Annotated in this window: 26 protein-coding genes; 10 read left to right on the plus strand and 16 right to left on the minus strand. The window is 67.1% G+C overall.

Annotated elements, in window-relative coordinates; translation table 11 throughout:
* Positions 1 to 17 precede the first annotated feature (17 nt).
* From rpmI to D620_RS0106620, 7 genes are all read right to left on the minus strand, one after another.
* Positions 18 to 221 (minus strand): 50S ribosomal protein L35, encoded by a 204-nt coding sequence (gene rpmI, locus D620_RS0106590; RefSeq protein WP_026092007.1) that lies wholly within the window; start codon positions 219 to 221, stop codon positions 18 to 20.
* 171 nt (positions 222 to 392) lie between these two features.
* Positions 393 to 1,433: an alkaline phosphatase D family protein gene (locus D620_RS0106595; RefSeq protein ID WP_017665009.1), complete on the minus strand. Its 1,041-nt coding sequence runs from the start codon at positions 1,431 to 1,433 to the stop codon at positions 393 to 395.
* A 173-nt stretch (positions 1,434 to 1,606) separates the two neighbouring features.
* Complete coding sequence (hisN, locus tag D620_RS0106600) at positions 1,607 to 2,389, minus strand: histidinol-phosphatase (RefSeq protein ID WP_017665010.1); 783 nt, start codon at positions 2,387 to 2,389, stop codon at positions 1,607 to 1,609.
* Complete coding sequence (locus tag D620_RS0106605; protein WP_233992009.1) at positions 2,389 to 2,706, minus strand: ribose-phosphate pyrophosphokinase; 318 nt, start codon at positions 2,704 to 2,706, stop codon at positions 2,389 to 2,391. Before D620_RS0106605 ends, hisN begins: the two co-directional genes overlap by 1 nt.
* Before the next feature lie 29 nt (positions 2,707 to 2,735).
* A complete protein-coding gene (locus D620_RS0106610; protein WP_017665012.1) occupies positions 2,736 to 3,671 on the minus strand; it encodes a ribose-phosphate pyrophosphokinase in 936 nt (311 codons plus the stop codon).
* A 168-nt stretch (positions 3,672 to 3,839) separates the two neighbouring features.
* Complete coding sequence (locus D620_RS0106615) at positions 3,840 to 5,210, minus strand: glycoside hydrolase family 16 protein (RefSeq protein ID WP_017665013.1); 1,371 nt, start codon at positions 5,208 to 5,210, stop codon at positions 3,840 to 3,842.
* Between the two features lie 433 nt (positions 5,211 to 5,643).
* A complete protein-coding gene (locus D620_RS0106620) occupies positions 5,644 to 6,252 on the minus strand; it encodes an HNH endonuclease (protein WP_017665014.1) in 609 nt (202 codons plus the stop codon).
* Between the two features lie 156 nt (positions 6,253 to 6,408).
* On the opposite strand from D620_RS0106620, the gene gluQRS reads away from it, so the two are divergent.
* The 5 genes from gluQRS to D620_RS16580 all read left to right on the plus strand — a co-directional run bounded on the left by gluQRS (position 6,409) and on the right by D620_RS16580 (position 9,656).
* Positions 6,409 to 7,239: a tRNA glutamyl-Q(34) synthetase GluQRS gene (gene gluQRS / locus D620_RS0106625; RefSeq protein WP_017665015.1), complete on the plus strand. Its 831-nt coding sequence runs from the start codon at positions 6,409 to 6,411 to the stop codon at positions 7,237 to 7,239.
* Positions 7,240 to 7,264: 25 nt separating this feature from the next.
* The gene (locus D620_RS0106630; RefSeq protein ID WP_017665016.1) at positions 7,265 to 7,495 is read left to right on the plus strand and encodes an HIG1 domain-containing protein; all 231 of its coding nucleotides are present in this window, start codon (positions 7,265 to 7,267) and stop codon (positions 7,493 to 7,495) included.
* Between the two features lie 12 nt (positions 7,496 to 7,507).
* Complete coding sequence (locus tag D620_RS0106635; RefSeq protein WP_017665017.1) at positions 7,508 to 8,083, plus strand: cob(I)yrinic acid a,c-diamide adenosyltransferase; 576 nt, start codon at positions 7,508 to 7,510, stop codon at positions 8,081 to 8,083.
* A 106-nt stretch (positions 8,084 to 8,189) separates the two neighbouring features.
* Complete coding sequence (locus D620_RS0106640; RefSeq protein WP_026092008.1) at positions 8,190 to 9,059, plus strand: 3-hydroxyacyl-CoA dehydrogenase NAD-binding domain-containing protein; 870 nt, start codon at positions 8,190 to 8,192, stop codon at positions 9,057 to 9,059.
* A gap of 111 nt (positions 9,060 to 9,170) precedes the next feature.
* Entirely contained in the window at positions 9,171 to 9,656 is a 486-nt protein-coding gene (locus D620_RS16580; RefSeq protein ID WP_017665019.1) for a hypothetical protein, read from the plus strand.
* A gap of 36 nt (positions 9,657 to 9,692) precedes the next feature.
* Here the strand turns inward: D620_RS16580 and D620_RS0106650 are convergent, their stop codons facing one another.
* Both D620_RS0106650 and mutS read right to left on the minus strand, forming a co-directional pair.
* On the minus strand, positions 9,693 to 10,067 hold the full coding sequence (locus D620_RS0106650) for a hypothetical protein (protein WP_155800056.1): 375 nt from the start codon (positions 10,065 to 10,067) through the stop codon (positions 9,693 to 9,695).
* Positions 10,068 to 10,108: 41 nt separating this feature from the next.
* Positions 10,109 to 12,766 carry a DNA mismatch repair protein MutS gene (gene mutS, locus D620_RS0106655; RefSeq protein ID WP_017665021.1) on the minus strand — a complete coding sequence of 886 codons (2,658 nt, stop codon included), beginning with the start codon at positions 12,764 to 12,766 and terminating at the stop codon, positions 10,109 to 10,111.
* Between the two features lie 151 nt (positions 12,767 to 12,917).
* Here mutS and D620_RS0106660 point away from each other — a divergent pair, with 151 nt between their 5' ends.
* Positions 12,918 to 15,179 carry an NADP-dependent malic enzyme gene (locus D620_RS0106660; RefSeq protein WP_017665022.1) on the plus strand — a complete coding sequence of 754 codons (2,262 nt, stop codon included), beginning with the start codon at positions 12,918 to 12,920 and terminating at the stop codon, positions 15,177 to 15,179.
* A 42-nt stretch (positions 15,180 to 15,221) separates the two neighbouring features.
* Here D620_RS0106660 and D620_RS0106665 read toward each other — a convergent pair whose 3' ends face one another.
* From D620_RS0106665 to lptB, 6 genes are all read right to left on the minus strand, one after another.
* Positions 15,222 to 15,698, minus strand: a complete 477-nt coding sequence (locus tag D620_RS0106665) for a DUF892 family protein (RefSeq protein ID WP_017665023.1) — start codon at positions 15,696 to 15,698, stop codon at positions 15,222 to 15,224.
* A gap of 106 nt (positions 15,699 to 15,804) precedes the next feature.
* Complete coding sequence (locus D620_RS0106670) at positions 15,805 to 16,818, minus strand: glycoside hydrolase family 43 protein (RefSeq protein WP_017665024.1); 1,014 nt, start codon at positions 16,816 to 16,818, stop codon at positions 15,805 to 15,807.
* Positions 16,819 to 16,904: 86 nt separating this feature from the next.
* Positions 16,905 to 17,606 (minus strand): tRNA (guanine(46)-N(7))-methyltransferase TrmB, encoded by a 702-nt coding sequence (gene trmB, locus D620_RS0106675; RefSeq protein WP_017665025.1) that lies wholly within the window; start codon positions 17,604 to 17,606, stop codon positions 16,905 to 16,907.
* Positions 17,607 to 17,783: 177 nt separating this feature from the next.
* Positions 17,784 to 18,479, minus strand: coding sequence for a response regulator transcription factor CtrA (gene ctrA, locus D620_RS0106680; RefSeq protein WP_017665026.1), 696 nt, complete (start codon positions 18,477 to 18,479; stop codon positions 17,784 to 17,786).
* A 204-nt stretch (positions 18,480 to 18,683) separates the two neighbouring features.
* A complete protein-coding gene (gene rpoN, locus D620_RS0106685) occupies positions 18,684 to 20,183 on the minus strand; it encodes an RNA polymerase factor sigma-54 (protein ID WP_017665027.1) in 1,500 nt (499 codons plus the stop codon).
* Between the two features lie 174 nt (positions 20,184 to 20,357).
* A complete protein-coding gene (gene lptB / locus D620_RS0106690; protein ID WP_017665028.1) occupies positions 20,358 to 21,137 on the minus strand; it encodes an LPS export ABC transporter ATP-binding protein in 780 nt (259 codons plus the stop codon).
* A gap of 243 nt (positions 21,138 to 21,380) precedes the next feature.
* Here lptB and D620_RS0106695 point away from each other — a divergent pair, with 243 nt between their 5' ends.
* The gene (locus tag D620_RS0106695) at positions 21,381 to 21,758 is read left to right on the plus strand and encodes a hypothetical protein (protein ID WP_017665029.1); all 378 of its coding nucleotides are present in this window, start codon (positions 21,381 to 21,383) and stop codon (positions 21,756 to 21,758) included.
* A gap of 251 nt (positions 21,759 to 22,009) precedes the next feature.
* Here D620_RS0106695 and ppa read toward each other — a convergent pair whose 3' ends face one another.
* On the minus strand, positions 22,010 to 22,540 hold the full coding sequence (gene ppa / locus D620_RS0106700; RefSeq protein WP_017665030.1) for an inorganic diphosphatase: 531 nt from the start codon (positions 22,538 to 22,540) through the stop codon (positions 22,010 to 22,012).
* A gap of 120 nt (positions 22,541 to 22,660) precedes the next feature.
* Here ppa and hisS point away from each other — a divergent pair, with 120 nt between their 5' ends.
* The 3 genes from hisS (at position 22,661) to prmC (ending at position 25,898) form a co-directional block, all read left to right on the plus strand.
* Positions 22,661 to 23,920, plus strand: coding sequence for a histidine--tRNA ligase (gene hisS / locus D620_RS0106705; protein WP_017665031.1), 1,260 nt, complete (start codon positions 22,661 to 22,663; stop codon positions 23,918 to 23,920).
* An 89-nt stretch (positions 23,921 to 24,009) separates the two neighbouring features.
* Positions 24,010 to 25,077 carry a peptide chain release factor 1 gene (gene prfA, locus D620_RS0106710; RefSeq protein WP_017665032.1) on the plus strand — a complete coding sequence of 356 codons (1,068 nt, stop codon included), beginning with the start codon at positions 24,010 to 24,012 and terminating at the stop codon, positions 25,075 to 25,077.
* Positions 25,077 to 25,898, plus strand: coding sequence for a peptide chain release factor N(5)-glutamine methyltransferase (prmC, locus tag D620_RS0106715; protein ID WP_017665033.1), 822 nt, complete (start codon positions 25,077 to 25,079; stop codon positions 25,896 to 25,898). Before prfA ends, prmC begins: the two co-directional genes overlap by 1 nt.
* Positions 25,899 to 25,972: the final 74 nt, after the last annotated feature.

A 25,972-nucleotide genomic window follows, 5' to 3' on the forward strand; every position in this document is an offset into this window, starting at 1 on the left:
CCAAGGCCCGGCTCGCATCAATCCAGCCCGTAGGGCGCCCACTTCTTGATCGTCGGCGTATCGTTGGCCGACAGGACCGAGGTGCCGCGGTTGGTGCGGATATACTTCGCATTGTGGCTGATCAGACGGTGACGCTTGCCAGCGACGCCGTGCTTGACCTTGCCGGTGGCGGTGATCTTGAAGCGCTTCTTCACACCGCTCTTGGTCTTCAGCTTGGGCATTTTCATCTCCTGCATGAGACACGTCGGAACCGGCCATGGCAGCCCTTGTCGCCAGGCTGGCTAATTGATTCGTGTCGGTGAAGTACGCGCGCTTAGGCGTGTGGGCGGCGAAAGGCAAGGGGGATGGGGGGCGCATGCCGCCCCGCAGCGATGCTTCGCCAGGTTCGCGCGTCAGCGGGTGCCGGGCTGTTTGAGTTCGGCAAGGCTGACCGCCTGGCTGATGCCGATGCTGCCATCGAGCATCTGCACTTCCATCAGCACAGACGGCGACGGCGCCCCCCAATCGATCGTCAGCCGCCCGAAATTCGGCATCAGCGGGGCCTTGGCGATGCGGTTCCGATTGGGGCCGAACACCGGCCACACTTCGGTCAGCCCGGACGAGGTGAGTTCGTAAAGCGGATAAGGCATGCGCTCGTCCAGCCGCGAGAGTTCGGCATAATGGGTATCGCCCGAGATGATCAAAAGGTTTTCAACCTGGGCAAAGTCGATCAGGTCCAGCAGGCGCTGGTGATCCGCCTGAAAATTGATCCACGCCTCGTAGCCGGGCGCATCGGGCAACATCTGCGTTGACGAGGCAAGAATGCGCAGATCGGCGGGACGGCGCAGTTCGGCCTCCAGCCAGTCCCATTGCGCCTGCCCCAGCATCGTCGCGTCCGGATCAGGATTGACGACATACTGGCCCTTGTCCTCAGGCTCGACGCTGTAGCCGAGCAAGGGCGTGCGAAAGGTGCGGTTGTCCGGCAGGATCACCTGGATCCGGCGGCCTTCGGGGCCGAACAGATAGCTCGCGTAGATGCCTTCATGGCTACGGCGCGGGTGATCGGCCGGCACCCCCCAGAAATCCAGAAAGATTGCCGCGCTTTCGGCCTTCATCGGATATTCGCTGCCGCCATCATTGACGCCGAAATCGTGATCGTCCCAGGTCGCGATGACCTTCGCATTGCGGCGCAGGGTGCGGAATCCCGGCTTGGCGGCGAGCTTGTCATACTTGGCTCGCAACACCGCCATGTCCTCGGTGTCGCCATAGATGTTGTCGCCGAGGAAGATGAAGAGCTCAGGGTTCCAGGCATTCACCAGATCCCAGATCGGCTGTTCCTTGTCCTGATGGGCGCACGAGCCGAAGGCAATCCGGGTGAGCGCCTGTTGTGCTGCGGGCGCTCCCAGAGCGGGGGCCGAGGCAAGGGCTGCGCTGGTCGCTGCGCCCTTGATCACACCGCGACGCGAAATCGGACTTGCCACCCGTTACCTCCGTGGTTGCACCTGCCGATCACCAACCAGGCGGAGCGGCCGGGCACCCTATCGGACAGGATTGTTGCAAAGTCCGGACAGGATTGCAGCTTGAGCCCATCGTGTCGGTCCGGGTGGGGGGCAATGGCGCTTGCCCCTTACCCCATCGCCTCGAGCACGTCTTCCAGCCGCGCCGGATCGCCGAGCGCGATCACCGTGCCGTCGCTGCCGGCATCGAGCGGGTTGCCCTGCCAGTCGGCCATCATTCCCCCTGCGCCCTCCACCACGGGCACCAGCGCGGCGTAATCGTGCAGCTTCAGCCCCGCCTCGATCACGATGTCGATATGGCCGCTGGCGACGAGGCCGTAATTGTAGCAATCCCCGCCATAGACGATCTTGCGCTCGGCGACGCTCTTGGCGACCGACATGAAGGCGTCGGCTTCCTCGTTGGTGAAGGCGTGGGGGCTGGTGGTGGCAAGCACCGCGTCCGATAATTCCTTGAGCGGCTTGGTGGCGGCGGGCGTGCCGTTGAAGAGCGTCGGCTGGCCGATGCGGCCCACCCAGCGCTCGCCGCTGACGGCCTGGTCGATGATGCCGAGCACCGGCCAGCCATCCTGAAGCAAGGCAATCAGCGTGCCGAAGATCGGGCGGCCGGCGATGAAGCTGGTGGTGCCGTCGATGGGATCGAGCACCCACTGGCGGCCCGCGCCCTCGTTGCGGGTGCCATATTCCTCGCCGATGATGCCGTCGGCGGGGAATTCGGCTTCGATCAGGGCGCGCATCGCGGCCTCGGCGGCGCGGTCGGCTTGGGTGACATAGGTGCGGTCGGCCTTGCGCTCCTGGCTCCACTGGCCGCGGAACAGCGGACGGATCGCGGCCCCGGCGGCATCGGCGAGCGCCAGGGCGAGGGCAAGGTCCTTATCGGTTGGCGAGGTCGCCATCAGCGGTTCTTCCAATAGTCGAAAGCGAGTTGTTGCTGCGCTTTGACATGCGCAAGAGCGTCAGGGCCGGTCCACTCGCCTTGGTAACCGGCGGCCTTTGCCCGGGTGACCCACCAGCCTTGACCGGGCAATTCGTCGGATTGGCGAACCACCAAAACCGCCAGCAATGGCTCGACGTTGGCGCGGCAATGCTCGTCGATCCTGTCGAGCACGCGGCCCAACTGTCCAACAAGATTGGTATTAAAATCGAACCCGAGACGCTCGATGACTTCCTTGTAAGTCAGCATGTTGCCCGTGCGCGCAGCCTCGAGAAGCATGTCCCGAACTTGGCGAGGGTCTAGAGACATCAGTCGAACAGGCTCGAAACCGAGCTCTCGTCCGCAATCCGCCGGATCGCCTCGCCAACGAGGGGCGCGATGGGCAGGATGCGGATGCGGTCGCTGGCTTCGGCGGCTTCCGTCGGGCGGATCGAATCCGTGATCACCAGCTCCTTGAGGCTCGATCCGTTGATCCGCGCCACCGCCCCGCCCGACAGCACGCCGTGGGTGATATAGGCCGCGACCGACTTGGCGCCGCCCTCCAGCAGCGCCTCGGCCGCGTTGCACAGCGTGCCGCCCGAATCGACGATGTCGTCGATCAGGATGCAGTGCCGGCCCGAGACGTCGCCGATGATGTTCATGACCTCGCTCTCGCCCGGACGGTCACGCCGCTTGTCGACGATCGCCAGCGGCGCGTTGTCGAGGCGCTTCGCCAGCGCCCGGGCGCGCACCACGCCGCCGACGTCGGGCGAGACCACCATCAGCTGCTGGTCGCCATAGCGCGCCTGGATGTCGGCAGCCATGACGGGCGCGGCATAGAGGTTGTCGGTCGGGATATCGAAGAAGCCCTGGATCTGCCCGGCGTGAAGATCGACCGCGAGCATCCGGTCGGCGCCGGCCTCGGTGATGAGGTTCGCCACCAGCTTGGCCGAGATCGGGGTTCTCGGCCCGGGCTTGCGGTCCTGCCGCGCGTAGCCGAAATAGGGCACCACCGCGGTGATCCGCTTGGCCGAGGCGCGGCGCAGCGCGTCGATGCAGATCAAAAGTTCCATCAGGTTGTCGTTCGCCGGGAAGTTGGTCGGCTGGACGACGAACACGTCCTCCCCGCGCACGTTCTCGTGGATCTCGACGAACACCTCTTCATCGGAGAACCGCCGCACGCTGGCATCGGTCAGCGGGATTTCGAGATAGGCCGCGATCGCACGGGCGAGCGGCAGGTTCGAATTGCCGGACATGATCTTCATGGAAACGCGAATCCCCGTAGGCCCAAGACACAGCCCGCCTAGCGATGCGTCATGGAAATGCAACGCAGTGCGGAGCGGTTCTCGTCAGGCAAGACGCGGCGGCGGGCAAGGAGGGGACCCGCCGCCGCATCCCGCGCGCTCTGGCGCGCTGGTGTCGGGCCTTGTGCCTCAGCCCGGCACTTTCCAGACCTGGAAGCCCTTCACCCGCATCTCCGCCGTGCCGCCGGCATAGTCGCCGGTGTGCTTGACCGCGACATTCATCAGCGGGAACCAGGTCGTGCCCTTGAACGGGTTGACGGTCTGGTAGGTCTCCTTGCCATCGACGAACCAGGTGATGAAATCGGGCGCGATGTCGACGGCGTAGCGGTGGTAGGCAGTGTCGAACCCCGACAGCCCATAGGCATTCGCGGCATTGACCTGCATCAGCGCGGTAAAGGTGCGCGTACCATTGGCGCCGCCATGGATGTTGCCGCTGATGTTGCGGGAGAAATTCCAGCCGCTCGAATAGCCGAAGCCTTCATAGACGTCGATTTCGGGCGGCCAGCCGCTCGCGGGGAGCAGCCACAGGGCGGGCCATCCGCCGCGGCGGTTGGGCATCATCGCGGTCCATTCGTATTGCCCGTATTGCAGCTGGGTTGCAGGCATCCGCTGCCCGGTGAGGATCGCGGCGCCGTGGTTCCAGTAGACCCCGTCGTGGAGGATCGGACTGACAAGCTGCTGGCTGCGGATCACCAGCTCGCCGTTCTCGATGGCGAAGGGGGCCATGGCGGAGGGATGCAGCACCGGATCGAGATAGAGCCCGGTCTCGGCATTGCCGGGCTGGGTGCGCCCGTGGGGCAGACGCGTGCGCCAGGCATCGGCTGCCCCGCCATCGCTCCAGGTCACCCGGGCAGGATCGAGCTGGTAGGCGAGCGCGCCGCTCGGGCCGAAGGTCCGCGCCGGGCGGAAGCCGGCGGTTCTGGCCACCCCCGCCGCCGCACCGGCTACCGCGGTGATCCGCGCCCACGAATTGATCACCGCGCCGCCCACCACGCCTTCGGGCAGGATCAGGTCGAAGGTGCGCCCTGCGTCCATGTTGATGAGCGGGATGCGCACGGTTTGCTCCAGCGGGTCGCCCGGGCGGAAGAACAGCGTAGTGACGGTGCGCTGGAAGTGCCGCCCCTCGACGCCGGCCAGCGTGCCCGATCCGTTGCGGGTCATCACCCGGACGATCACCGTGTTGGGGGTCTGGCGGTTGATGCGGACCGGCACGAAGGCCTCGGTCGCGCCGACCGGCACGCTGACCGTCCCGATGCTGACCGCCGCCTTGGCAGGATAGGCGGTGCCGTTCTTGAAATCGAAGGCGGCAAAGGGGTTGGTGGTGGTGACGGCGCCTTCGGGCAGGCTGGTGGCGAGCGCGGCCTCTTTGTCGCCGTTCGGCTGGACGGACGTGGCCGGCTGGGCGGCACTGGCAAGCCCGGCTGACGGCGCGGCCGCCTCATCCCCGCCGCAGGCGCCGAGAACCGATACAAGAACAGCAAGTGAGACAAGGCGCTTCATGGGACAATCCTCCGGTTGCCCCGTTTTGATGGGGGCCGGAATCCTGATCCGTCAATATAATCTGGGTTAAAATACGACGAGTTGTGAAATAACATTCATTAGTAAACGAGAATAGAATATTTTTTACTCTTTTGTTAAACGGATCATCGCAGCATTGGCTATGAATAGATCGCTGGTGTGTATTTTGACATATTCGGGAAAAGGTCTGTCGCCCGATTCGGATCGGGTCTCCAAGGCCAGAAAGTCCAGGCCGTAACCTTGCGGCGGCACTGCGGAGCGGCCATGCCCGCGCCGGTCGCGCGTGACGCAGGTGAAGCCGGCGCGGGCGAAATGGGCGACCAGATGATGGAGAGCGGTGCCATCGCCCGCCCGGACAGCGCCTTGCGGTTGAGGCCCGACGATTATCGCGGAGGCAATCTGCCGCCGGCGCGCCTCACGCCTCCAGTTCGACGTCCCAGTAGAGCCAGTCGCGCCAAGTTTCGTGGAGGTAGCCGGGAGGGAACATCTTGCCGTGCTGCTGCAATTGCCAGCTGGTCGGGCGGATCGGGGGCTGGTGGATCGGCATCCCGGCCTGCTTGGGGGTGCGCCCGCCCTTCTTCATGTTGCACGGCGCGCAGGCGGTGATGATGTTCTCCCACGTGGTCCGCCCGCCAAGTCGGCGCGGGGTGACGTGGTCGAAGGTCAGGTGATCGTGGCTGCCGCAATACTGGCACTGGAAGCGGTCGCGCAGGAACACGTTGAAGCGGGTGAAGGCGGGAAACTCGCTCGCCTTCACATATTGGCGCAGCGCGATCACGCTCGGGATCTTCATGTCGAAGCTGGGCGAATGGACCTCGCGGTCGTAGCTCGCGACGATATCCACCCGGTCGAGGAACACCGCCTTGATCGCGGTCTGCCACGGCCACAGGCTCAGCGGATAGTAGGACAGCGGGGTATAATCGGCGTTGAGCACCAGCGCCGGACAGGCCGAAAGATTGCGCGTCGGGTCCTCGTCGACCCCGCGGAACTTCGCCACTTTCTCGATCAGTTCGGCATTGAACACGACGCGCGTTCCTCCCTGATTGACCTCTATCCTGCCGTGGCAGGGCAAAGAGTCAAACCCGTGACAGGGTGGGTTTCCACAGAGTTGGCCACAGGGACATCCTGTTGATGACCTGTGGATAGCGCAAGGAAATGTCCTGTGGCATGGGCCTTTGCGATGGTTCGCACCGCCCCGCCCGTGACCCGTTTCGCGCCGAGCCCCAACGGGCGGCTGCACCTTGGCCACGCGCTGTCGGCGATCGTCGCGCATGATCTGGCGGCGGCGGGCGGCGGGCGGTTCCTGCTCAGGGTCGAGGATATCGACGGGCCGCGCTCGCGCCTCGAACTGGCGGATGAATTCCGCCGCGATCTGGAATGGCTCGGACTGGAATGGGAGGAGGTCCCCGCCCAGTCCACCCGCCTCGCCAGCTATGCGGCGGCGGCCGAAGCGTTGCGGGTGCGCGGGCTCATCTACCCCTGCACCTGCACCCGCTCCGAGATCGAGGCGGCAGGTGCCTTGCCCGGGGCGGAGGGCCTGATCTACCCCGGCACCTGCAAGCACCGCCCGCCCGATCCCGCGCGCCCGGCGGCATGGCGGCTGGATAGTGCGAAGGCCTTGGCCGAAACCGGCGCGCTGCGGTGGGAGGATGCGCTGGCCGGGCCGCAAGCGGTCGACCTTGCAGGCCTCGGCGATGTGGTGCTGGTGAGGAAGGATCTGCCGGCAAGCTACCACCTCGCCGTCACGCTTGACGATGCCGCGGACCGCGTCACGCTGGTCACCCGCGGCGCGGACCTGTTCACCGCGAGCCACGTCCACCGCACCCTGCAAGCCCTCCTCGGCAAGCCCGTGCCGCGCTGGCACCACCACCGGCTGCTGCTTGGCAAGGACGGCGAAAAGCTCGCCAAGCGCCGCGGCTCGCCCGCGCTGGCCGAGCGGCGGGAGCAGGGCGCGGACGGACGGATGCTCGCCGATCAACTCAGGATGCAACTTTTGTCACTTGGAACCTGACGCTGATGCGTCCATTTAGGGACCCATGACCTATGTCCTCATCCCCGCGCTGCTCATCCTCATGGGCCTGACCGCCTTCTCGCTGGTGAAGGGCATCATCGCCTTCCTCCAGACGACCAAGATCGACCTCGAAACCGGCGAGGGCAGCACCGCGACCGACATGCAGCTCGCCCAGAACAAGGCGATGTTCGCGCGCATCAAGTATCAGGGCCTGGCCATCGTGGTGGTCGCGATCCTGCTGGCGGTGTCGCGCTAGGCCTCAAGCTTCATGGTCAAGCTCAACCGCATCTACACCCGCACCGGGGATGACGGGACGACGGGTCTCGTCGACGGCTCGCGTTGCCCCAAGCATTCGGCGCGCATCGCCGCGATGGGTCTGGTGGACGAGGCGAACTCGGCGATCGGCCTTGCGATCTGCGCGCTCGCGGGCGAGGCCGAGAAGGCGCTCCTCACCCGCGTGCAGAACGACCTGTTCGATCTCGGTGCCGATCTCGCCACGCCCTCGGCCGACGGTGATTTCACCCCGGGCGAGATGGTGCTGCGCATCGTCCCCAGCCAGCCCGACTGGATCGAGACGCAGATCGATGCGCTCAACGAACGGCTCGAACCGCTCACCAGTTTCGTGCTGCCCGGCGGGAGCGAGGCGGCCGCGCGCGTCCATGTCGCCCGCGCCACCACCCGCGCCGCCGAACGCGCGATGGTGGCGCTGGCCGCCGAGGACGCGGTCAATCCCGCCGCGCTCGCCTATATCAACCGCCTCTCCGACCTGCTCTTCGTGCTCGCCCGGGTGGCGAACGACGAGGGCCGCGCGGACGTCAAGTGGGTGCCCGGCCAGAACCGGTAGCGCGCCGATAGCTAGCCAAATAGGCTGCTAGCCAGCGCCCGCGTTCCCCGCTAGGGCGGCGTTCTTGCTGCACTTGCGAAGGAACTCACCCCCCATGACCAGCCCCATGCGCAACATCGCCGTCATCGGTGCCGGCCAGATGGGCACCGGCATCGCCCAGACCGTCGCGGCCCAGGGCATGAAGGTCATGCTGACCGATGTCGACCTGCCCCGCGCCGCAGCGGGCAAGGCCAATATCGAGGCGGCGCTCGCCAAGCTGATGGGCCGCGGCAAGATCGAGGCGGCCGAGGCCGAGGCGCTGCTCGCCCGGATCACGCCGGTCGCCGATTACGCGCCCTTCGCCGAGGCCGACCTCATCATCGAGGCCGCGACCGAGCGCGAGGAGATCAAGAACGCGATCTTCGGGAAGGCCGGGAAGGTGCTTGGCCCAGGCGCGATCATGGCATCCAACACCTCGTCGATCCCGATCACCCGCATGGCCAACCACTCGCCCGATCCGGCGCGCTTCATCGGGCTGCACTTCTTCAACCCGGTGCCGGTGATGGGCCTCATCGAAGTCATCCCGGGCCTTGCCACCGCCAAGGAGACCACCGACGCGGTGACCGCCTTCGCGCGGGGCCTCGGCAAGGAAGTGGTGCTCAGCCAGGACGAACCCGGCTTCGTCGTCAACCGCATCCTGCTGCCGATGATCAACGAGGCGGTGTTCGTGCTCGGCCAGTCCACGGCAGGGATCGAGGATATCGACAAGGGCTGCCGCCTCGGCCTCAACCACCCGATGGGGCCGCTGCAACTGGCCGACTTCGTGGGCCTCGACACCTGTCTCGACATCATCAAGGTGCTCTACAAGACCACCCGCGACAGCAAGTATCGCCCCGCCCCGCTGCTGGTGAAATATGTCGAGGCGGGATGGCTCGGCCGCAAGACCGGGCGCGGGTTCTACGACTACACGGGCGAGGCGCCGGTCCCGACGCGCTGAGGCGCGGGCGCTGATCCCGGCGCATGCCCGGCGCGTCCGGGCGCAGACGGGTCGCAGGCCGGGCAACAATCGGCCGGGCTGCGCGGTTGGGCAGGGGGAAGGAGACGCCCCATGCCCGAAACCACCCCGCCCCGCCCCGGCCATCTCGCCGGTCCGCCGCCCGAAGCGCATAACGACGAACAGGACCCGCGCGCAGCGCAGGCGCGGGATGTCGCCGCGGATGCCCGCCGCGAGGACAGCCGCAGCGCCAGCCCGCTCGACAGCACCAAGCCTCCCGCCACCGCCACCGATCCCGCCCCCGACAGCACCGGCGACCTTGTCGACGAGATGCGCCGCATGGAGGGCGAGGGCCGGATCGACATGTCCGCCTTTGCGGGCGAGCCCAATCACGATGACGAGCCCGGCACCTATGGCGGCGAGACCACCGATGATGACGACAGCGAATGGCTCACCGCCGATGGCGAGACGCTGAACGAGGAGGAGATCGATATCCTGCTCGACGCGGAAGGCTATGCCGAACTCGAACGCGCGCTGGATGCAGATGACGAGGACGGGGCCGACGCGGACCCGGTGCCGGGTCTCGACGAGGAGGAGTGAGGCGGGCTGTCGCTTGAGCCGGCCGTGTTGCTGACCCTATGACCCTGGTGCCTGATCGTCCGGGATGACCGGATCTGCCGGGGCCGGTCCGGCGATCACCGCTCCCGATGCCAGGGGCGCGGTCATCGGGTTGCCGGCAGCGACGCTGCTGCCCGGCGAGGGAAGCGGCGCGGGGCTCGCCGGGGTATCGGGATCATACTCGCCGAACACCGCAGGCGGTGCTTTCTGCCCTTCCCCAGCCACCGGCTGCGCGCCTGCGGCCAGCAGCCCGCGCTGGCCTTCGGACAGGCTCACCACGCGCGTCACCAGCCCGCCATTGTCCTGCGAACCGATCATCGCCGCCGCGCCGAGCACGGTCAGGACCACAAAGGCGAGCGCCATACGACTGTTCTGGAACAGAAGCCTCATCATGCCGCGCGCATAGCAGGCGCATGGTTAAGCCTTGGTTGCCTTCAGCCGCGCGCCGCGGGCAGGCCGCGCTTCCATTCATACAGCAGATCGAGCGCCTCGCGCGGGGTCAGGGCATCGAGATCGGCCGCCCTGAGGCTCTGTGCGAGCTGCTGTTCGGGGGCCGCAGGCTCGGGCTCGGCGGGCGCGAGGTTGGCGAACAGCGGCAGGTCGCCAAGCCCCGCCGCAATCCCGCCGGTCGCCTCGCGCTGCGCCTCGAGCCTGGCGAGCACCGCCTTGGCCCGCGCGACGACATTGGCAGGCACCCCGGCGAGCCGCGCGACGGCAAGGCCATAGGAACGGTCGGCCGGGCCATCGGCAAGTTCGTGGAGCAGCACCAGATCGCCCTGCCATTCGCGCGCGCGGACGTGGTGGAGGCTCAAGGCCTCGCAGGTTTCGGCCAGCCTTGCGAGCTCGTGATAATGGGTGGCGAACAGGCACCGGCAGGAAATCTGCGAATGCACCGCCTCGGCCACCGCCCAGGCGAGCGCGAGGCCGTCATAGGTGGATGTCCCGCGACCGACCTCGTCAAGGATCACGAAGCTGCGATGGGTGGCCTGCGCGAGGATCGCGGCGGTCTCGACCATCTCGACCATGAAGGTCGAACGCCCCCGCGCAAGGTTGTCGGCCGCGCCCACCCGGCTGAACAGGCGGTCGACGAGGCCGATTCGCGCAGCGGTGGCGGGGACGAAGCACCCGGCCTGTGCGAGCAATACGATCAGCGCGTTCTGCCTGAGGAAGGTCGATTTGCCGCCCATGTTGGGCCCCCCGATCAGCCACAGGCGGTTATCGGCAGCAAGCTGGCAATCATTGGCGACGAAGCGCTCGCCGGTCTTTGCCAGCGCGGCCTCGACCACCGGATGGCGGCCCGCGGTGATGGCAAGACCTGCATCCTCGGCGATCTCGGGCCGGCACCAGTCGCCCTCCGCCGCCCGCTCGGCATTGCCCGCGCCCACATCCAGCCGCGCGAGCGCTGCGGCGGTGGCGGCGATGGCTTCGCGCGCGGCGATGACCTCGGCCACCAGCCTCTCGAAGTGGGCTTCCTCGCAGCCCAGCGCATGGCCGCCGGCCTCGGCGATGCGGGCGGCTTCCTCGTGCAGTCTCAGCGAGTTGAACCGCACCGCACCGGCCATCGTCTGGCGGTGGGTGAAGCCGCTATCGGGCGCCATCAGTGCATCGGCATGACGCGCGGAGACCTCGATGAAATAGCCGAGCACCCCGTTGTGGCGGATTTTCAGCGAGGCGATGCCGGTCTCCTCGCGGTAGCGCGCCTCCATCGCCGCGATCGCGCGGCGCGCATCGCCCGATGTGGCGCGCAATTCGTCGAGCGCGGCGTCATAGCCGTCGGCGATGAACCCGCCGGAAGACCGCTCGGTCGGCGGCGAGGGGACAAGCGCGCGCGCGAGGTGATCGGTGAGCGCGCCGTGGCCGGTCAGCCGCGAAGTCACCTCGGCGAGCAGCGCGGGCCCGTCGGGGGCGCCTGCAAGCCAGTTGTGGAGCCGTCCCGCCTCCGAAAGTCCATCGCGCAGCTGGCCAAGATCGCGCGGGCTGCCCCGCCCCGCCACCACCCGGCCCAAGGCCCGCCCGAGATCGGGGATCGCCCGCAGAATGTCGCGCAATTGCGCGCGCTCGATCGGGCGGTCGCGCCAGAACTGCACGAGAGCCAGCCGGGCCTCGATGGCACCTGCATCGAGCAGCGGCGCCGACAGGTCCTCGGCCAGCAGCCGCGATCCTGCACCCGTCACGCAGCGGTCGACCGCGCCGATCAGGCTTCCGGCGCGGCCCCCTTGCGCCGATTCGAGGATCTCGAGGCTCGCGCGCGTCGCCGCGTCCATCGCCATGGTGCTGGCGGTCTCGCGCGCCACCGGGGGGAGCAGCAACGGCAGACGCCCGCGCCCGACATGGTCGAGATAGGCGACCAGGCCCCCCGCCGCCGCCAGCATCGCGCGGCTGAAGGCCCCGAAGGCATCGAGCGTCGCGACGCCGTGCACCGCCTTCAGACGCTCCGCCCCGGCATCGCTGGCGAAGGTCGAGCGCGGGCGGAAGATCGCCTCCTCGGGGCCGCCAGATTCTTTGGGCTCCCAATCCTCGGGCACCACCACCTCGCTGGGCGAGAGCCGCGACAGCACCGCGCCCAATTGCTCGCCCGTGCATTCCTCCAGCACCATCGCGCCGGTCGAGACATCGACCGCGGCGATCCCGACCTTGCCCCGCAGTTCGGCGAGGGCCGCCAGCACATTGGCGCGGCGCGGTTCCAAAAGCGCTTCCTCGGTGAGCGTGCCCGCCGTCACCAGCCGCACGATCGCCCGGCCGACCAGCACCTTGGAGGACGGCGTGCCTTCACGCCTGGCGCGCGCCTTGGCTTCCTCGGGCGTTTCGACCTGCTCGGCAATCGCCACCCGGCAGCCCGCCTTGATGAGACGCGCCAGATAGCTCTCGGCCGAATGCACCGGCACCCCGCACATCGGGATCGGCGCGCCGCCATGCTCGCCCCGGGTGGTCAGCGCGATATCGAGGATGGCCGCCGCGCGCTTCGCGTCCTCGAAGAACAGCTCGAAGAAATCGCCCATGCGGTAGAACAGCAGCGCATCGCCCGCCTCTTCCCGCAGGCGCAGATATTGCGCCATCATCGGGGTGGGTTTCGGATCGTCGCGCGCGGGCATGACGATCGCCTAGCGCGCCGCGCGGCGATTCGGGAATGTCGCCACTTGCAGCTTTCCCCGAACCTGGTGCGATAAACGACCTATCGCATCGGCGCGGCTCGGGCTAAGCGGGGCACGGTTTGCGTTACGGACGATGAGGGGGACGGGCACCATGGCGGACGACAACAAGGGCGGCTTCACCGCGCGAGAAGCGCTGTTCTATCACGAGACGATCCGTCCCGGTAAGCTGGAGATCGTCGCCACCAAGCCGATGACCTCGCAGCGCGACCTCAGCCTTGCCTATTCGCCGGGCGTCGCGGTGCCGGTCGAAGCGATCGCCGGCGATCCCTCGCTCGCCGCGCGCTACACCGCCAAGGGCAACCTTGTCGCGGTGATCTCCAACGGCACCGCGATCCTCGGCCTCGGCAACTTGGGCGCGCTTGCCTCCAAGCCGGTGATGGAAGGCAAGGCGGTGCTGTTCAAGCGCTTCGCCGACGTCGATTCGATCGACATCGAACTGGCCACCGAAGACCCCGAAGCCTTCATCAACGCCGTCGCCCTGATGGAGCCGACCTTCGGCGGCATCAACCTTGAAGACATCAAGGCCCCCGAATGCTTCATCATCGAAGCCGCGCTGCGCGAGAAGATGAAGATTCCGGTGATGCACGATGACCAGCACGGCACCGCGATCATCACCGCGGCGGGCCTGCTCAATGCCTGCCACATCACCGGCCGCGATTTCGAGGATGTGAAGGTCGTGGTCAATGGCGCGGGTGCGGCGGCGATCGCCTGCACCGCGCTGATCAAGGCGATGGGCGTGCGCCACGAGAACGTGATCATGTGCGACCGTTCGGGCCCGATCACTCCGGGCCGCGACGGGGTCGACCAGTGGAAGAGCGCCCACGCCGTCGCCACCAGCGCGACCAGCCTCGAACAGGCACTGGAGGGCGCGGACATCTTCCTCGGCCTGTCGGCGGCGGGCGCGTTGAAGCCCGAATGGGTCAAGAAGATGGCCGACAAGCCGATCATCTTCGCCATGGCCAACCCCACGCCTGAAATCATGCCCGACCAGGCCAAGGCGGTGCGGCCCGACGCGATCGTCGCCACCGGCCGTTCGGACTTCCCGAACCAGGTCAACAACGTGCTGGGCTTCCCCTTCATCTTCCGCGGCGCACTGGATGTGCAGGCAACCACCATCAACGAAGAGATGAAGGTCGCCGCCGCCAAGGCCATCGCCGAGCTCGCCCGCCAGCAGGTGCCCGAGGAAGTGGCGAGCGCCTATGGCAAGAACCACAAGTTCGGCACCGACTACATCATCCCGGCCCCCTTCGATCCGCGCCTGATCGAGGTCGTCTCGTCAGCGGTCGCCAAGGCGGCGATGGATTCGGGCGTGGCGCGCACGGCCATTGAGGATTTCGATGCCTACCGCGTCGCGCTGCGCAGCCGCCTCAACCCGACCACCTCGGTCCTCACCGGCGCCTACGAGATCGCCCGCGCCAATCCCAAGCGGATGGTCTTTGCCGAGGCCGAGGAAGAAGTGGTGCTGCGCGCCGCGATCCAGTTCCGCGATTTCGGCTATGGCACCCCGATCCTGGTGGGCCGCACCAAGGCAGTGCTGGACAAGCTGCACCAGCTTTCGGTCGGCGATCCGGGCAGCTTCGAGATCCAGAACTCGGCCGACAGCGAGCATGTGCCCGCGATGGTCGCCTATCTCTACAAGCGCCTCCAGCGCCGCGGCTATACCGAGCGCGATGTGCGGCGGATGGTCAACCAGGATCGCAACGTCTTCGCCTCGCTGCTGGTCGCGCTGGGGCATGGCGACGGGATGATCACCGGCATGACCCGCACCTTCGCGCAGACCGTGCGCGAGGTGAACCTGGTGCTCGATCCCAAGGAAGGCTGCCTGCCCTTCGGCATCCACATGATGATCGGCAAGAATCACACGACCTTCCTTGCCGACACCACGATCAACGAACGCCCCGATGCTGCCGCGCTCGCCCACATCGCGCGCGAGACCGCCGCGGTCGCCAAGCGCATGGGGCACGAACCGCGCGTGGCGTTCCTGTCCTACTCGACCTTCGGCAACCCCTCGGGCCAGTGGCTCGACAATATCCGCGCCGCAGTCGCGATCCTCGATCAGGAGGAACAGGGCTTCGAATATGAAGGCGAAATGGCGCCCGATGCCGCGCTCAATCCCAAGGTGATGGCGCTCTATCCCTTCAGCCGCCTGTCGGGCCCGGCCAATGTGCTCATCATGCCCGGGCTGCAATCGGCGAACCTGTCGGCCAAGCTGCTGCGCGAACTGGGGAGCAACGCGACCATCGGCCCGATGATGATCGGCATGGAAAAGCCGGTCCAGATCGTGCCGATGACCGCGAGCGTCCCCGATGTGCTGACGCTCGCGGTGCTGGCGGGCGCGGGGGTGGTGGGCTGAGAGAGGCGCGCCCCTGTCGTTACAGCCGGGGCGCGCGGCCCGTCACGCCTCGGCCGCTGCCGGATTGACCTCGCCCGAGGCGATCGCAGTCATCTTGCGGTCGCCGCCGCGGGTGTCTTCGAGGCACTGGACGAGCACGCCCGCGTCCTCCTCGAGCCCCAGCCGCCGGGCAAACGCCGCCGCGGTGCCATAGCCCGAAATGCCGTAATGGGTCATACGCTGGTATTGCGCGATGATCGAGGCATCGCGCACGTCCTCGTCGGTGAAGTCCGCCTCCACCCCGTGCGCGCGGGCTTCGGCGACAAGGCCTTCCATGCCCCGGCAATGCTCGCCGCGCGGGTTGGCGTCGTGGCTTTCGATCAGGCTCTTGAGCTGCGCCATCCCCTCCTCGATCCCCTCGGCCCCGGCCGACAGCGCCTTGCGCAGCTCGCCCGAACGGGCGGTGTCATGGAGCTCGCGCGTCGCCTGCAAGGCCTGGCGGTTGGCGCTGTAGAGGTCCTTGAGGGTCGAGATGGTCATGGCGGGGCTCTCCGGTGCGGGGTTGGGTTCTGCCCTGGCGATTGCCGGCACCGCCGGAGAGCGGCCCTGTCATGGGTGAGGGCTGCGACGCGGATCGGACAGGACGTCAGGGTCTTGCGACGAGGCGCGCCTCGCGGCCCAGCGCGACCACCGGCCAGCCGCCGCGCCACACCAGCGGCGCGGCGAGCATGATGCGGCGGGTGTTGATCTCGTCCTCGGGCCGGGCACGGGGGCGCCCGGCGTCGACCGCGTGGTAGAGGATGAAGGTCTCGCCGTCCTTCTCGGCCAGCGCATTGTGCCCCGGCGCGGTCCATCCGGGCGAGGCTGCGAGGATCACGCCGCCGTTCTGCGGCCTGACCGCGAACGGCCCCGTCGCCGAGCGCGCGCGGGCCACCATCACCGCGTAATGCGCGTTCGGCCCGCAGCAATTGTCGCCCGAGAAGAACAGATAATACCAGCCTGCGCGATAGGTGACCCACGCGCCCTCGACGAGGCGGCGGTAGTGCGCGGGGTCATCGGTCGGCACGGGGGCGACGAGGTCGATCGTCGTGCTGCCGGGGGCAAAGGCGAGGCCGTCGGCGGTCATCTCGCGCACCTTGATGGGGCCGAACCCCGAGCCCCAGTAAAGCAGCCGCTTGCCGGTCTGAGGGTCGTCGAACAGCATCGGGTCGATATTGACGAAGCCGGGGCCGCACAACAGCGGCTTGCCCGTGTCGGTGAAGGGCCCCTCGGGCCGCGCGGCGGTGGCGAGGGCGAGGCACAGGCCCTGCGCCGGGTCATCGAGCGCGGCATCGGGCTTGGCCGAGTAATAGAGCAGGTAACGCCCCTCGACCCGGGCGACATGCGGCGCCCAGAAATCCTGTGTCCGGCCGGCCCATGCAGGCTTCACCGGCAGCGCATCGCCGAAGTGCTGCCACTGCGCAAGGTCGGGCGAGCGGGCGATCTGGATGTTGACCTGCCGGCCTTGCACCGAGCCTTGCGTGGCATAGGCGTAGAACGTGCCGTCGTCAGCGCGCAGCACGGCGGGGTCGGGGAAGTCGGCATCGATGGCGACGCGCGGTGCGAGTGTGGCACAGCCCGCCATCAGCAGGGGCAGAAGGGCGATCGCGATCCGGATCATCGGGGGCCTCCGCGCCCGCAGCGGCGCTGTCAGCCCTCATTTATAAGATATATTACCGCAGGCAAGCAGCTTGCGGTGCGGGGGCCTCATTTCCGCCGGAACCGGAAATACCACACCTCGTGGCCGTAGACGGTGCGCGCCTTGTGTTCGTAGCGCGTCTCGGGCCAGCCGGAGGGGCGGACCTGCCAGTTGGCGGGCTTCTCGACCACCCACTCGAACAGGTCCGTGTGGCGCTGCATCACCATCAGCGCGTGGCGCAGATAGACCGCGTGGTCGGTGCCGAAGCGGAATTCGCCGCCGGGCTTCAGCTTCTGCGCGAACAGCCGCACCGGGCCGTCGTTCATCATCCGCCGCTTGGCGTGGCGGGCCTTGGGCCAGGGATCGGGGTGGAGCAGGTAGACCATTGTCAGCGCGCCATCGGGGATGCGGCTGAGCACCTCCAAGGCATCGCCGTGATGGATGCGGATATTGGCAAGCCGCTGGTCGGCCACGTGGGTCAGCGCCTGCGCGACACCGTTGACGAAGGGCTCCGCGCCGATGAAGCCGTGATCGGGCAGCAGGTCGGCGCGGTAGGCGAGGTGCTCGCCCCCGCCAAAGCCGATCTCGAAATGCAGGGGACGCGTGTCGCCGAACAGCACCTCGCTCGTGACCGGGCCTTCTGCGGGCACGGTGATCTGCGGCAGGAGGTTGTCGACCAGCCCCTGCTGATAGGTGCGCAGCTTCTTGCCGACCGAGCGCCCGTAAAGCCGCGCGATGGTGGTCGGATCGCCTTCCTTGAATGCCGTCATGGAGAGGGCCATAGAAAAACGCCCGGGGTGTTTCCAGCCCGGGCGTCCGATTTCATCATGACGCGATTGGCCGGCCCGAAGGGCCGCGAGCGCACGGCGCGAGCCGCAGGTGCCCGAGCCGGAAAGGCTCGGAACAGCGCCGAGGACGCTCGCCCGGAGGGGCGAGCGCAAAACCCATTACGCCGCTTCGACCTCGGTCTCGCTGTCGCGCAGCACGTAGCCGCGGCCCCAGACGGTCTCGATGTAGTTGTCTCCGCCGCAGGCCAGCGACAGCTTCTTGCGCAGCTTGCAGATGAACACGTCGATGATCTTGAGCTCGGGCTCGTCCATCCCGCCGTAAAGGTGGTTGAGGAACATTTCCTTTGTCAGCGTCGTGCCCTTGCGAAGCGAGAGCAGCTCGAGCATCGCATATTCCTTGCCGGTGAGGTGCACGCGGGCACCATCGACCTCGACCGTCTTGGCATCGAGGTTCACGGCGAGCTTGCCGGTGCGGATGACCGACTGCGAGTGGCCCTTCGAACGGCGCACCACGGCATAGATGCGGGCGACCAGTTCCTCGCGGTGGAACGGCTTGGTGACGTAATCGTCTGCGCCGAAGCCGAAGGAGCGGATCTTCGAATCCATCTCGGAAATGCCCGAAAGGATCAGCACCGGGGTCTGCACCTTGGCGACGCGCAGCTTCTTGAGCACGTCGTAGCCATGCATGTCGGGCAGGTTCAGATCGAGCAGGATGATGTCGTAATCATACAGCTTGCCGAGGTCCAAACCCTCTTCGCCAAGGTCGGTCGAATAGACGTTGAAGCCTTCGGTGGTGAGCATCAGCTCGATCGCCTTGGCGGTGGTCGGTTCGTCTTCGATGAGCAGAACGCGCATTTCTGTACCCCTGTCTTACCCCTGGTAACCCCCGCTTAGGAGAGGTTGTCGCCTGTTAACCACGCCACTTCTCACCAAAAAAGGTTAACAAGAAGTTTAGCTCGTAAACTTTTTGGAGTGAGTCTTTCGAGTCACACCCCCGGACGGGGCGAAATCGGGGCAAGGCTAGGACTTTACGATCGCCCCGTCGCCTGAGGGAAAGTCCTAAGACGCCCCCGCCAGTTTCTTCGCCCGCCGCCGCTCCGCGCTCGACCCCAGCCCGATCGCCTCGCGGTATTTGGCGACCGTGCGCCGGGCGAGGTCGAAGCCCTCCTTCTGGAGCATTTCGGCAAGCTGCTGGTCGGACAGGATATTCTTCGCGGTCTCGGCGTCGATCAGCGCCTTGATGCGGGCCTTGATCGCGGCGCTCGAAGCGCCTTCGCCGTCGGCTGACGCAACGCCGCTGGTGAAGAAGTATTTGAGCTCGAACGTCCCGCGCTCGCACCACAGGTATTTGTTGCTGGTGACGCGGCTGACGGTGCTTTCGTGCATCCCGATCTGCTCGGCCACCTCGCGCAAGGTCAGCGGGCGCAGTTCGGCAACCCCGCGGCGGAAGAAGCCGTCCTGCTGCTTGACGATTTCCGCGGCGGTCTTGAGGATGGTCTTCTGGCGCTGGTCCAATGCGCGGATCAGCCAGTGCGCATCGGCGAGCTTCTCCTTGAGCCAGCCTTGCGATTCCTTGTTGGTCGCCCCCCGGTTCAATTCCAGATAATAGCCGCGGTTGACGATCAGCTTGGGCAGCGTCTCCTCGTTGATCGCGATGTCCCAGCCTCCGGCCGCGTTGGCGGTAAGGAGGATGTCGGGGACCACGGTGCCGGTCTCGGCAGGGGCGAAGGCGAGGCCGGGGCGCGGGTTGTAGCTGCGCAGTTCGCGCAGCATGTCGGCGAAATCCTCGTCGTCGACGCGGCACAGGCGCTTCAAGCGTTCGACCTCCCCGCGGGCAACCAGATCGAGATTGTCGATCAGCGCCTTCATGCAGGGGTCGTAGCGGTCCGCCTCGCGCGCCTGGATGGCGATGCATTCGGCAAGGTTGCGCGCCCCCACGCCCGACGGGTCCAATGATTGCACCAGCCGAAGCCCCGCCTTGGCATCGAAGATATCGACCCCGAGATCGTCCGCCACTTCCTCGAGCGGGATGGTGAGATAGCCCGCTTCGTCGAGCAACCCGATGATGGCCCTCGCGATGAAGCCGGTCTGCGCGTCGCTGGCAAGGGCGCCGACCTGATTTTCGAGATGCTCGGCAAGGGTGATGTCAGCGGCGCGCAGCTGCTCCCAGTCGGGCATGTCGTCGAAGTCGCCGGAGCCCCCACTGCCGGCCGCGCCCCATTCGGCATCGCGCATCGAAGGCCCCGCGCCGTCGCCGGTGTCGAAATCGCGGTCCACCGCGCCCAGATCGAGCGGCGCATCGCCCTCGCCCCCGCCGGCCAGCATCAGCTGATCGGCGGTCGCCTCCTCGCCGGCAGGCGCGGCGATTTCGATGCGGTCAGGCTCGCCCGGGTCGGCAGGCCCGCCGGTATCGAGCAGCGGATTGGCCTCCAATGCGTCGGATATGAAGGTCTCGATCTCGAGATTGGAGGCCGCCAGCAGCTTGATCGCCTGCTGCAATTGCGGCGTCATTACCAGCGATTGCGTCTGCCGGATATCGAGGCGGGGGCCCAATGCCATTATGCGTCGATCCGCATTTCGCTTCGCATAATGCTGCGCGCCGGGCTGGCACGATCCCCCGCCCTTCCACCCGGGATCATAGGCGGAAGGGCGGAAGGGCGGGGGAACGGGCTGGCCTCGACCCCGGTGGACCAAGACCCACCCGCAGCCATCAGTTGGCCTCCCACCGGAAAATCACAGCGTGAAGCTCTCGCCCAGATACAAGCGCCGCACATTCTCGTCGGCGACCAGTTCCTGCGGGGATCCGGCGAACAGCACCTGCCCGCCATAGATGATGCAGGCGCGATCGACGATGTCGAGCGTCTCGCGCACGTTGTGATCGGTGATCAGCACCCCGATGCCGCGCTGCTTCAGGTCCTTCACCAGATCGCGGATATCGCTGATCGAAAGCGGGTCGATCCCTGCGAAGGGCTCGTCGAGCAGCATGATCGAGGGCTTGGCGGCGAGCGCGCGGGCGATCTCGCAGCGGCGGCGCTCCCCGCCCGACAGCGCCATCGCCGGGCTTTCGCGCAGGCGGGTGAGGCCGAATTCGTCGAGCAGCCGCTCCAGTTCGGAGGCGCGGGTGGCCTTGTCGGGCTCGACCAGTTCGAGCACGCAGGCGATGTTCTGTTCCACCGTCATGCCGCGAAAGATCGAGGTTTCCTGCGGGAGGTAGCCGAGGCCGAGGATCGCGCGGCGATACATCGGCAGCTTGGTCACATCCTCGCCGTCCATCAGGATGCGGCCCGAATCCGGCTTCACCAGCCCCATGATCGAATAGAAACAGGTGGTCTTGCCCGCCCCGTTGGGTCCGAGCAGGCCGAGCACCTCGCCCTTGGCAACGCTCAGCGAGATATCGGTGAGGACCGCGCGCTTTTCATAGCTCTTGGCGATCGAGATCACCTCGAGCCCGGAGCCGGTCGGCTGGATCGGGGCGGCCTCGCCCTGCGATTGTGGGAGGGTGGCGGTGTTCATTGCGCCCGAGTCTTTAGCACCATGGCGAGGCGAGGAAAGTGGCGCAGTGCATTTGGCAGGATTTTTGCTTAGGCGCGCGGCAATCGGGTGCCAGGCAGCACAACCCTCCCGCGAATAGAGCGGCTTGCGCGGCGATCCTTGCGCGGCGCGCAATATTGCGCCGGGCGCGCGCGGCTTATTGCAACCGTGCTACACCTTTGCGATACTGCGTTATTCGCATCACACCGTCGGGGAGCGGCACGCATGGTGAATTCTGAAGAGCGCAACCACGGCAAGGCGCTGTCTGCAACCCGGGTGCGGGACTGGCGCAAGGCGATGAGCGATCATGTCGCCTATGGCCTGCTCGCCTACACCGCGTTGCAGATCTTCGTGACCGTCAAGGCGCTGGCCGAGGGTTCCTCGACGGGGCTTCCCTACCTTGCACTGATCGTACTGGTCGCCGGGATCATTCCGGTGTGCCGCTGGTTCGAGAAGCGCTGGGCGGTGCTCGGCGATGCCGAGGCCGCCGACCCTGCGCTCGCGGGCGAATTCCGCCGCGACGTCATTGCGCTGTGGGCCATGGCGATCGGCCTGCCCTTCGGGCTGACGCTGATCTTCAAGATGTTGCTGGAAGTGTTTTGATGGGGTGCCCGCCTCCGCGGGTATCCTTGTGTTTTGCAGCCCCTGCGGGCTGCGAAATCCTCGCTCACGGGGCCTGACGGCCCCATCGCTGCGGGCGCCCGTTCGGGCTTGCGGACGCTAAAGCGACCGATCCCAGCGCATACCACTCATGTTGGCACTGGTTCGGCCCACAGGGCCGCGAGCGCACGCGCGCGAGCCGCAGGTGCCCCGTGGCGCTAGCCACGGGAACAGCACCGAGGACGGGCCCGCAATCAGGAAGTCTTATACCGCTCGATCGCCTCGACGGTGATCTTGCGCGCTTCGGAGGCATCGCCCCACTTGCCGACGCGCACCCACTTTTCGGCTTCCAAGTCCTTGTAGTGGGTGAAGAAGTGTTCGATCTGCTGGAAGATGATGCTCGGCAGGTCGGTGGTTTCCTTGACCTCGGCGTAATAGGGGAAGGTCTCGTTCACCGGCACGCAGACCAGCTTCTCGTCGCCGCCCTGCTCGTCTTCCAGATTGAGCACGCCGATCGGCCGCGCGCGCACCACGCAGCCCGGGATGAAGGGCGAGCGCGAGATCACCAGCGCATCGAGCGGGTCGCCATCGGGGCTGAGCGTGTGCGGCACGAAGCCGTAATTGGCCGGATAGCGCATCGGGGTGTGGAGGATGCGGTCGACGAACAGCGCCCCGCTTTCCTTGTCGAACTCGTACTTCACCGGCTCCCCGCCGGTCGGCACCTCGATGATCACGTTGAGATCGTCGGGGGGGTTCACGCCGGTGGGAATCTTGTCGATGCGCATGGATGTTCTCTTCTGGCTGGGCGCCGCGCGTTTGCGCTTGCGGCGGAGAGGTTCGGATCGCCCCCTTAATCGGTGCGGCAGGATTGCGAAAGGCCCTGTGTGGGCCTAATCCGCGCGCCCATGAGCAAGAAGACCCCGCGCCAAACACCCCAGGCCATCCGCGGCACGCAGGACATTTTCGGCGCCGATGCCGAGGCCTTCGCCTTCGTCGTCGCAACCTTCGAGCGCGTGCGCCGCCTGTACCGCTTCCGCCGGGTGGAAATGCCGGTGTTCGAAAAGACCGAGGTGTTCGCGCGCTCGCTCGGCGAGACGACCGATGTGGTCTCCAAGGAGATGTATTCCTTCGATGATCGCGGCGGCGAGAGCCTGACCCTGCGCCCCGAATTCACCGCCGGCATCGCGCGCGCCTTCCTCACCAACGGCTGGCAGCAATATGCGCCCTTGAAGGTCGCCACCCACGGCCCGCTGTTCCGCTACGAGCGCCCGCAGAAGGGCCGCTACCGCCAGTTCCACCAGATCGACGCCGAAGTGATCGGCGCGGGCGAGCCGCAGGCCGATGTCGAGCTGCTGGCGATGGCGGACCAGCTGCTGCGCGAGCTGGGCATCCACGATGTCACCCTGCACCTCAACACGCTGGGCGACGGCGCGAGCCGCGAGGCGTGGCGGGCAGCGCTGATCCAATACTTCCGCGCGGTGAAGGGCGAGCTCTCCGAGGAATCGCAGGAGCGGCTGGAGAAGAACCCGCTGCGCATCCTCGATTCGAAGGACCCGAGGGACAAGCCCTTCCTGGCGGACGCGCCGAAGATCGACGCGTTCCTGTCGGAGGAGGCTTCGGCTTTCTTCGCCGCCGTCACCAGCGGGCTCGATGCGGCGGGCGTGAAGTGGGTGCGGGCCGAAAGCCTCGTTCGCGGGCTCGACTACTACCGCCACACCGCCTTCGAATTCATCCCCGACGAGGGGAGTGCTTCGGCGGCCGCGCTGGGCTCGCAGAGCACGGTGCTGGGCGGCGGGCGCTATGACGGGCTGATGGAGAGCCTCGGCGGCGCGCCGACGCCTGCCGTGGGCTGGGCCGCGGGGATCGAGCGGCTGGCGATGCTGGTGGGGGCGCGGGAGGAGGAGCGGCTCGAGGCGATGGTGCTCGTCGAGGATGATGCCGGGCTTGGCGCCGCGATTGCCTTGCTGGCAGACTTGCGCAAGTGCGGTGTCGTTGCCGAGATCATGGCGACCGGTTCGCCAAAGAAGCGCTATGATAAGGCTGTGAAGCAGCAGCCGCAGCACATTCTGAGGGTCAACGCGACTGGCTACTACGGCATCTCGGGCGAGGGTCCGACCGACAGGATTGTCGCTGCGCTCAACAACACGTCGTCTCCCCGGGCTTGACCCGGGGCCCCGCTTTTCTTCTCGCGGCGGATCATTAAGTAGCGGGATCCCGGATCAAGTCCGGGAAGACGAGAAACACACCGAACCCCATGCAAATCCCCCCCGAACGCCTTGACCAGATCGCGCACCGCTTTGCGGAGCTGGAAGCGCGCATGGCGTCCGGCACGCTCGAGGGCGAGGCCTTCGTCCGCGCCTCGCGCGACTATGCCGAGCTTGAACCCGTCGCCAAAATCGCCGCCGAAGTGAAGGCCGCGCGCGAGGAGATGGCGGGGCTCACCGAAATGCTCGCCGATCCCGAGATGAAGGCGATGGCCGAAGAAGAGCTCGCCAACCTCAAATCCGCCCTCCCCGATCTCGAACGCCGCCTCGCCATCGCGCTGCTGCCGCGCGATTCGGCCGATGCCAAGCCCGCGATGCTCGAAATTCGCGCGGGCACCGGGGGTGACGAGGCCGCGCTGTTCGCCGCCGATCTCTACCGGATGTACGAACGCTACGCCGCCGAACAGGGCTGGAAGGTCGAGGCCGTCAGCATCGCCGCCTCCGACATCGGCGGCTACAAGGAAGTCATCGCCAACGTCACCGGCACCGGGGTCTTCGCCAAATTGAAGTTCGAAAGCGGCGTCCACCGCGTGCAGCGCGTGCCGGTGACCGAGAGCGGCGGGCGCATCCACACCTCGGCCGCGACCGTCGCGGTACTGGCCGAGCCCGACGAGGTCGACATCCAGATCGAGGACAAGGACCTCAAGATCGACGTCTACCGCGCGAGCGGAGCCGGGGGCCAGCACGTCAACACCACCGATTCGGCGGTGCGCATCACCCACCTTCCCACCGGGACGGTTGTGACCTGTCAGGACGGACGCAGCCAGCACAAGAACAAGGAAAAGGCGATGCAGGTGCTGCGCACGCGGCTCTACGATGCCCAGCGCGAGGCGACGCAGGGCGCGGAGGCCGAGGCGCGCAAGGCGATGGTCGGCAGCGGCGACCGTTCGGAGCGCATCCGCACCTACAACTTCCCCCAAGGCCGCGTCACCGATCACCGCATCGGCCTCACCTTGCACAAGCTCGAAGAGGTGCTCGCCGGGCCGGGGCTTGCCGAACTGGTCGACGCCCTGATCGCCGAGGACGAGGGCAAGCGGCTCGCCGCGCTCGCGGAATAATGACCGTCGGCGAAGCGATCCGCGCCGCAGCGACGCGCCTCGCAGCCACCAGCGATACCGCGCGGCTCGATGCCGAACTGCTGATGGCGCACCTCTTCGGCGTGACCCGTTCGGAACTGCTGCTGCGCCACATGCGCGATCCCGCCCCGCCGGGCTTTGCCGCGCTGGTCGAACGGCGCACCGGGCACGAGCCGGTCGCCTACATCACCGGGCGCCAGGATTTCTACGGCCTGCCGTTGATCGTCACCCCCGCCACCCTGATCCCGCGCGCCGACAGCGAGACGCTGGTGGAGGCGGCGCTGGCGGCGAGGCCCGAGGCCGCCCGCGTGCTCGACCTCGGCACGGGATCGGGGGCGCTGCTGCTCGCCGTGCTGGCCTATCTGCGGGGCGCCCGGGGCGTGGGCATCGACCGCTCGCCCGAGGCGCTCGCGGTGGCGGAGCGCAATGCCGAAGCGCTGGGGCTGCGCCCGCAGGCGCGGTTCCTCGAGGGTGACTGGCACGCGGGCGGCTGGGCCGGAGATCTCGGCACCTTCGACCTCATCTTGTGCAACCCGCCCTATGTCGAGGAGAGCGCCGCGCTCGACCGGCAAGTCACCGGTTTCGAGCCTGCCTCGGCGCTGTTTGCCGGGCCCGAGGGGCTCGACGATTACCGCGTGCTGATCCCGCAACTGCGCGCGCTGATGCGGCCCGGCGCGCTTGCCGTGCTTGAAATCGGGGCGAATCAGGCCGGGGCCGTCGGCGCGCTGGCGACCGCCTCGGGGTTTTGCGTGGAGCTGGCCCGCGACCTTGCGGGCCGCGCGCGGGCCCTGCTGCTGACGTAACAGAATTACGCGCGCGGGGCTTGGCAAACCGGTTTCGCATCGCTACGTCTTGCCTAGGCCAGATGGATTGCGAA

Source organism: Porphyrobacter sp. AAP82, from assembly GCF_000331285.1.
Lineage (GTDB): Bacteria > Pseudomonadota > Alphaproteobacteria > Sphingomonadales > Sphingomonadaceae > Erythrobacter.

What these genes read in the sequence shown, in the direction of transcription:
- rpmI (WP_026092007.1), bottom strand. Translation starts at nt 221, where the DNA reads ATGCCCAAGCTGAAGACCAAGAGCGGTGTGAAGAAGCGCTTCAAGATC.
- hisN (WP_017665010.1), bottom strand. Translation starts at nt 2,389, where the DNA reads ATGGCGACCTCGCCAACCGATAAGGACCTTGCCCTCGCCCTGGCGCTC.
- D620_RS0106605 (WP_233992009.1), bottom strand. Translation starts at nt 2,706, where the DNA reads ATGCTTCTCGAGGCTGCGCGCACGGGCAACATGCTGACTTACAAGGAA.
- D620_RS0106610 (WP_017665012.1), bottom strand. Translation starts at nt 3,671, where the DNA reads ATGAAGATCATGTCCGGCAATTCGAACCTGCCGCTCGCCCGTGCGATC.
- D620_RS0106615 (WP_017665013.1), bottom strand. Translation starts at nt 5,210, where the DNA reads ATGAAGCGCCTTGTCTCACTTGCTGTTCTTGTATCGGTTCTCGGCGCC.
- gluQRS (WP_017665015.1), top strand. Translation starts at nt 6,409, where the DNA reads ATGGTTCGCACCGCCCCGCCCGTGACCCGTTTCGCGCCGAGCCCCAAC.
- D620_RS0106630 (WP_017665016.1), top strand. Translation starts at nt 7,265, where the DNA reads ATGACCTATGTCCTCATCCCCGCGCTGCTCATCCTCATGGGCCTGACC.
- D620_RS0106635 (WP_017665017.1), top strand. Translation starts at nt 7,508, where the DNA reads ATGGTCAAGCTCAACCGCATCTACACCCGCACCGGGGATGACGGGACG.
- D620_RS0106640 (WP_026092008.1), top strand. Translation starts at nt 8,190, where the DNA reads ATGCGCAACATCGCCGTCATCGGTGCCGGCCAGATGGGCACCGGCATC.
- D620_RS16580 (WP_017665019.1), top strand. Translation starts at nt 9,171, where the DNA reads ATGCCCGAAACCACCCCGCCCCGCCCCGGCCATCTCGCCGGTCCGCCG.
- D620_RS0106650 (WP_155800056.1), bottom strand. Translation starts at nt 10,067, where the DNA reads ATGATGAGGCTTCTGTTCCAGAACAGTCGTATGGCGCTCGCCTTTGTG.
- mutS (WP_017665021.1), bottom strand. Translation starts at nt 12,766, where the DNA reads ATGCCCGCGCGCGACGATCCGAAACCCACCCCGATGATGGCGCAATAT.
- D620_RS0106660 (WP_017665022.1), top strand. Translation starts at nt 12,918, where the DNA reads ATGGCGGACGACAACAAGGGCGGCTTCACCGCGCGAGAAGCGCTGTTC.
- D620_RS0106665 (WP_017665023.1), bottom strand. Translation starts at nt 15,698, where the DNA reads ATGACCATCTCGACCCTCAAGGACCTCTACAGCGCCAACCGCCAGGCC.
- D620_RS0106670 (WP_017665024.1), bottom strand. Translation starts at nt 16,818, where the DNA reads ATGATCCGGATCGCGATCGCCCTTCTGCCCCTGCTGATGGCGGGCTGT.
- trmB (WP_017665025.1), bottom strand. Translation starts at nt 17,606, where the DNA reads ATGACGGCATTCAAGGAAGGCGATCCGACCACCATCGCGCGGCTTTAC.
- ctrA (WP_017665026.1), bottom strand. Translation starts at nt 18,479, where the DNA reads ATGCGCGTTCTGCTCATCGAAGACGAACCGACCACCGCCAAGGCGATC.
- rpoN (WP_017665027.1), bottom strand. Translation starts at nt 20,183, where the DNA reads ATGGCATTGGGCCCCCGCCTCGATATCCGGCAGACGCAATCGCTGGTA.
- lptB (WP_017665028.1), bottom strand. Translation starts at nt 21,137, where the DNA reads ATGAACACCGCCACCCTCCCACAATCGCAGGGCGAGGCCGCCCCGATC.
- D620_RS0106695 (WP_017665029.1), top strand. Translation starts at nt 21,381, where the DNA reads ATGGTGAATTCTGAAGAGCGCAACCACGGCAAGGCGCTGTCTGCAACC.
- ppa (WP_017665030.1), bottom strand. Translation starts at nt 22,540, where the DNA reads ATGCGCATCGACAAGATTCCCACCGGCGTGAACCCCCCCGACGATCTC.
- hisS (WP_017665031.1), top strand. Translation starts at nt 22,661, where the DNA reads ATGAGCAAGAAGACCCCGCGCCAAACACCCCAGGCCATCCGCGGCACG.
- prfA (WP_017665032.1), top strand. Translation starts at nt 24,010, where the DNA reads ATGCAAATCCCCCCCGAACGCCTTGACCAGATCGCGCACCGCTTTGCG.
- prmC (WP_017665033.1), top strand. Translation starts at nt 25,077, where the DNA reads ATGACCGTCGGCGAAGCGATCCGCGCCGCAGCGACGCGCCTCGCAGCC.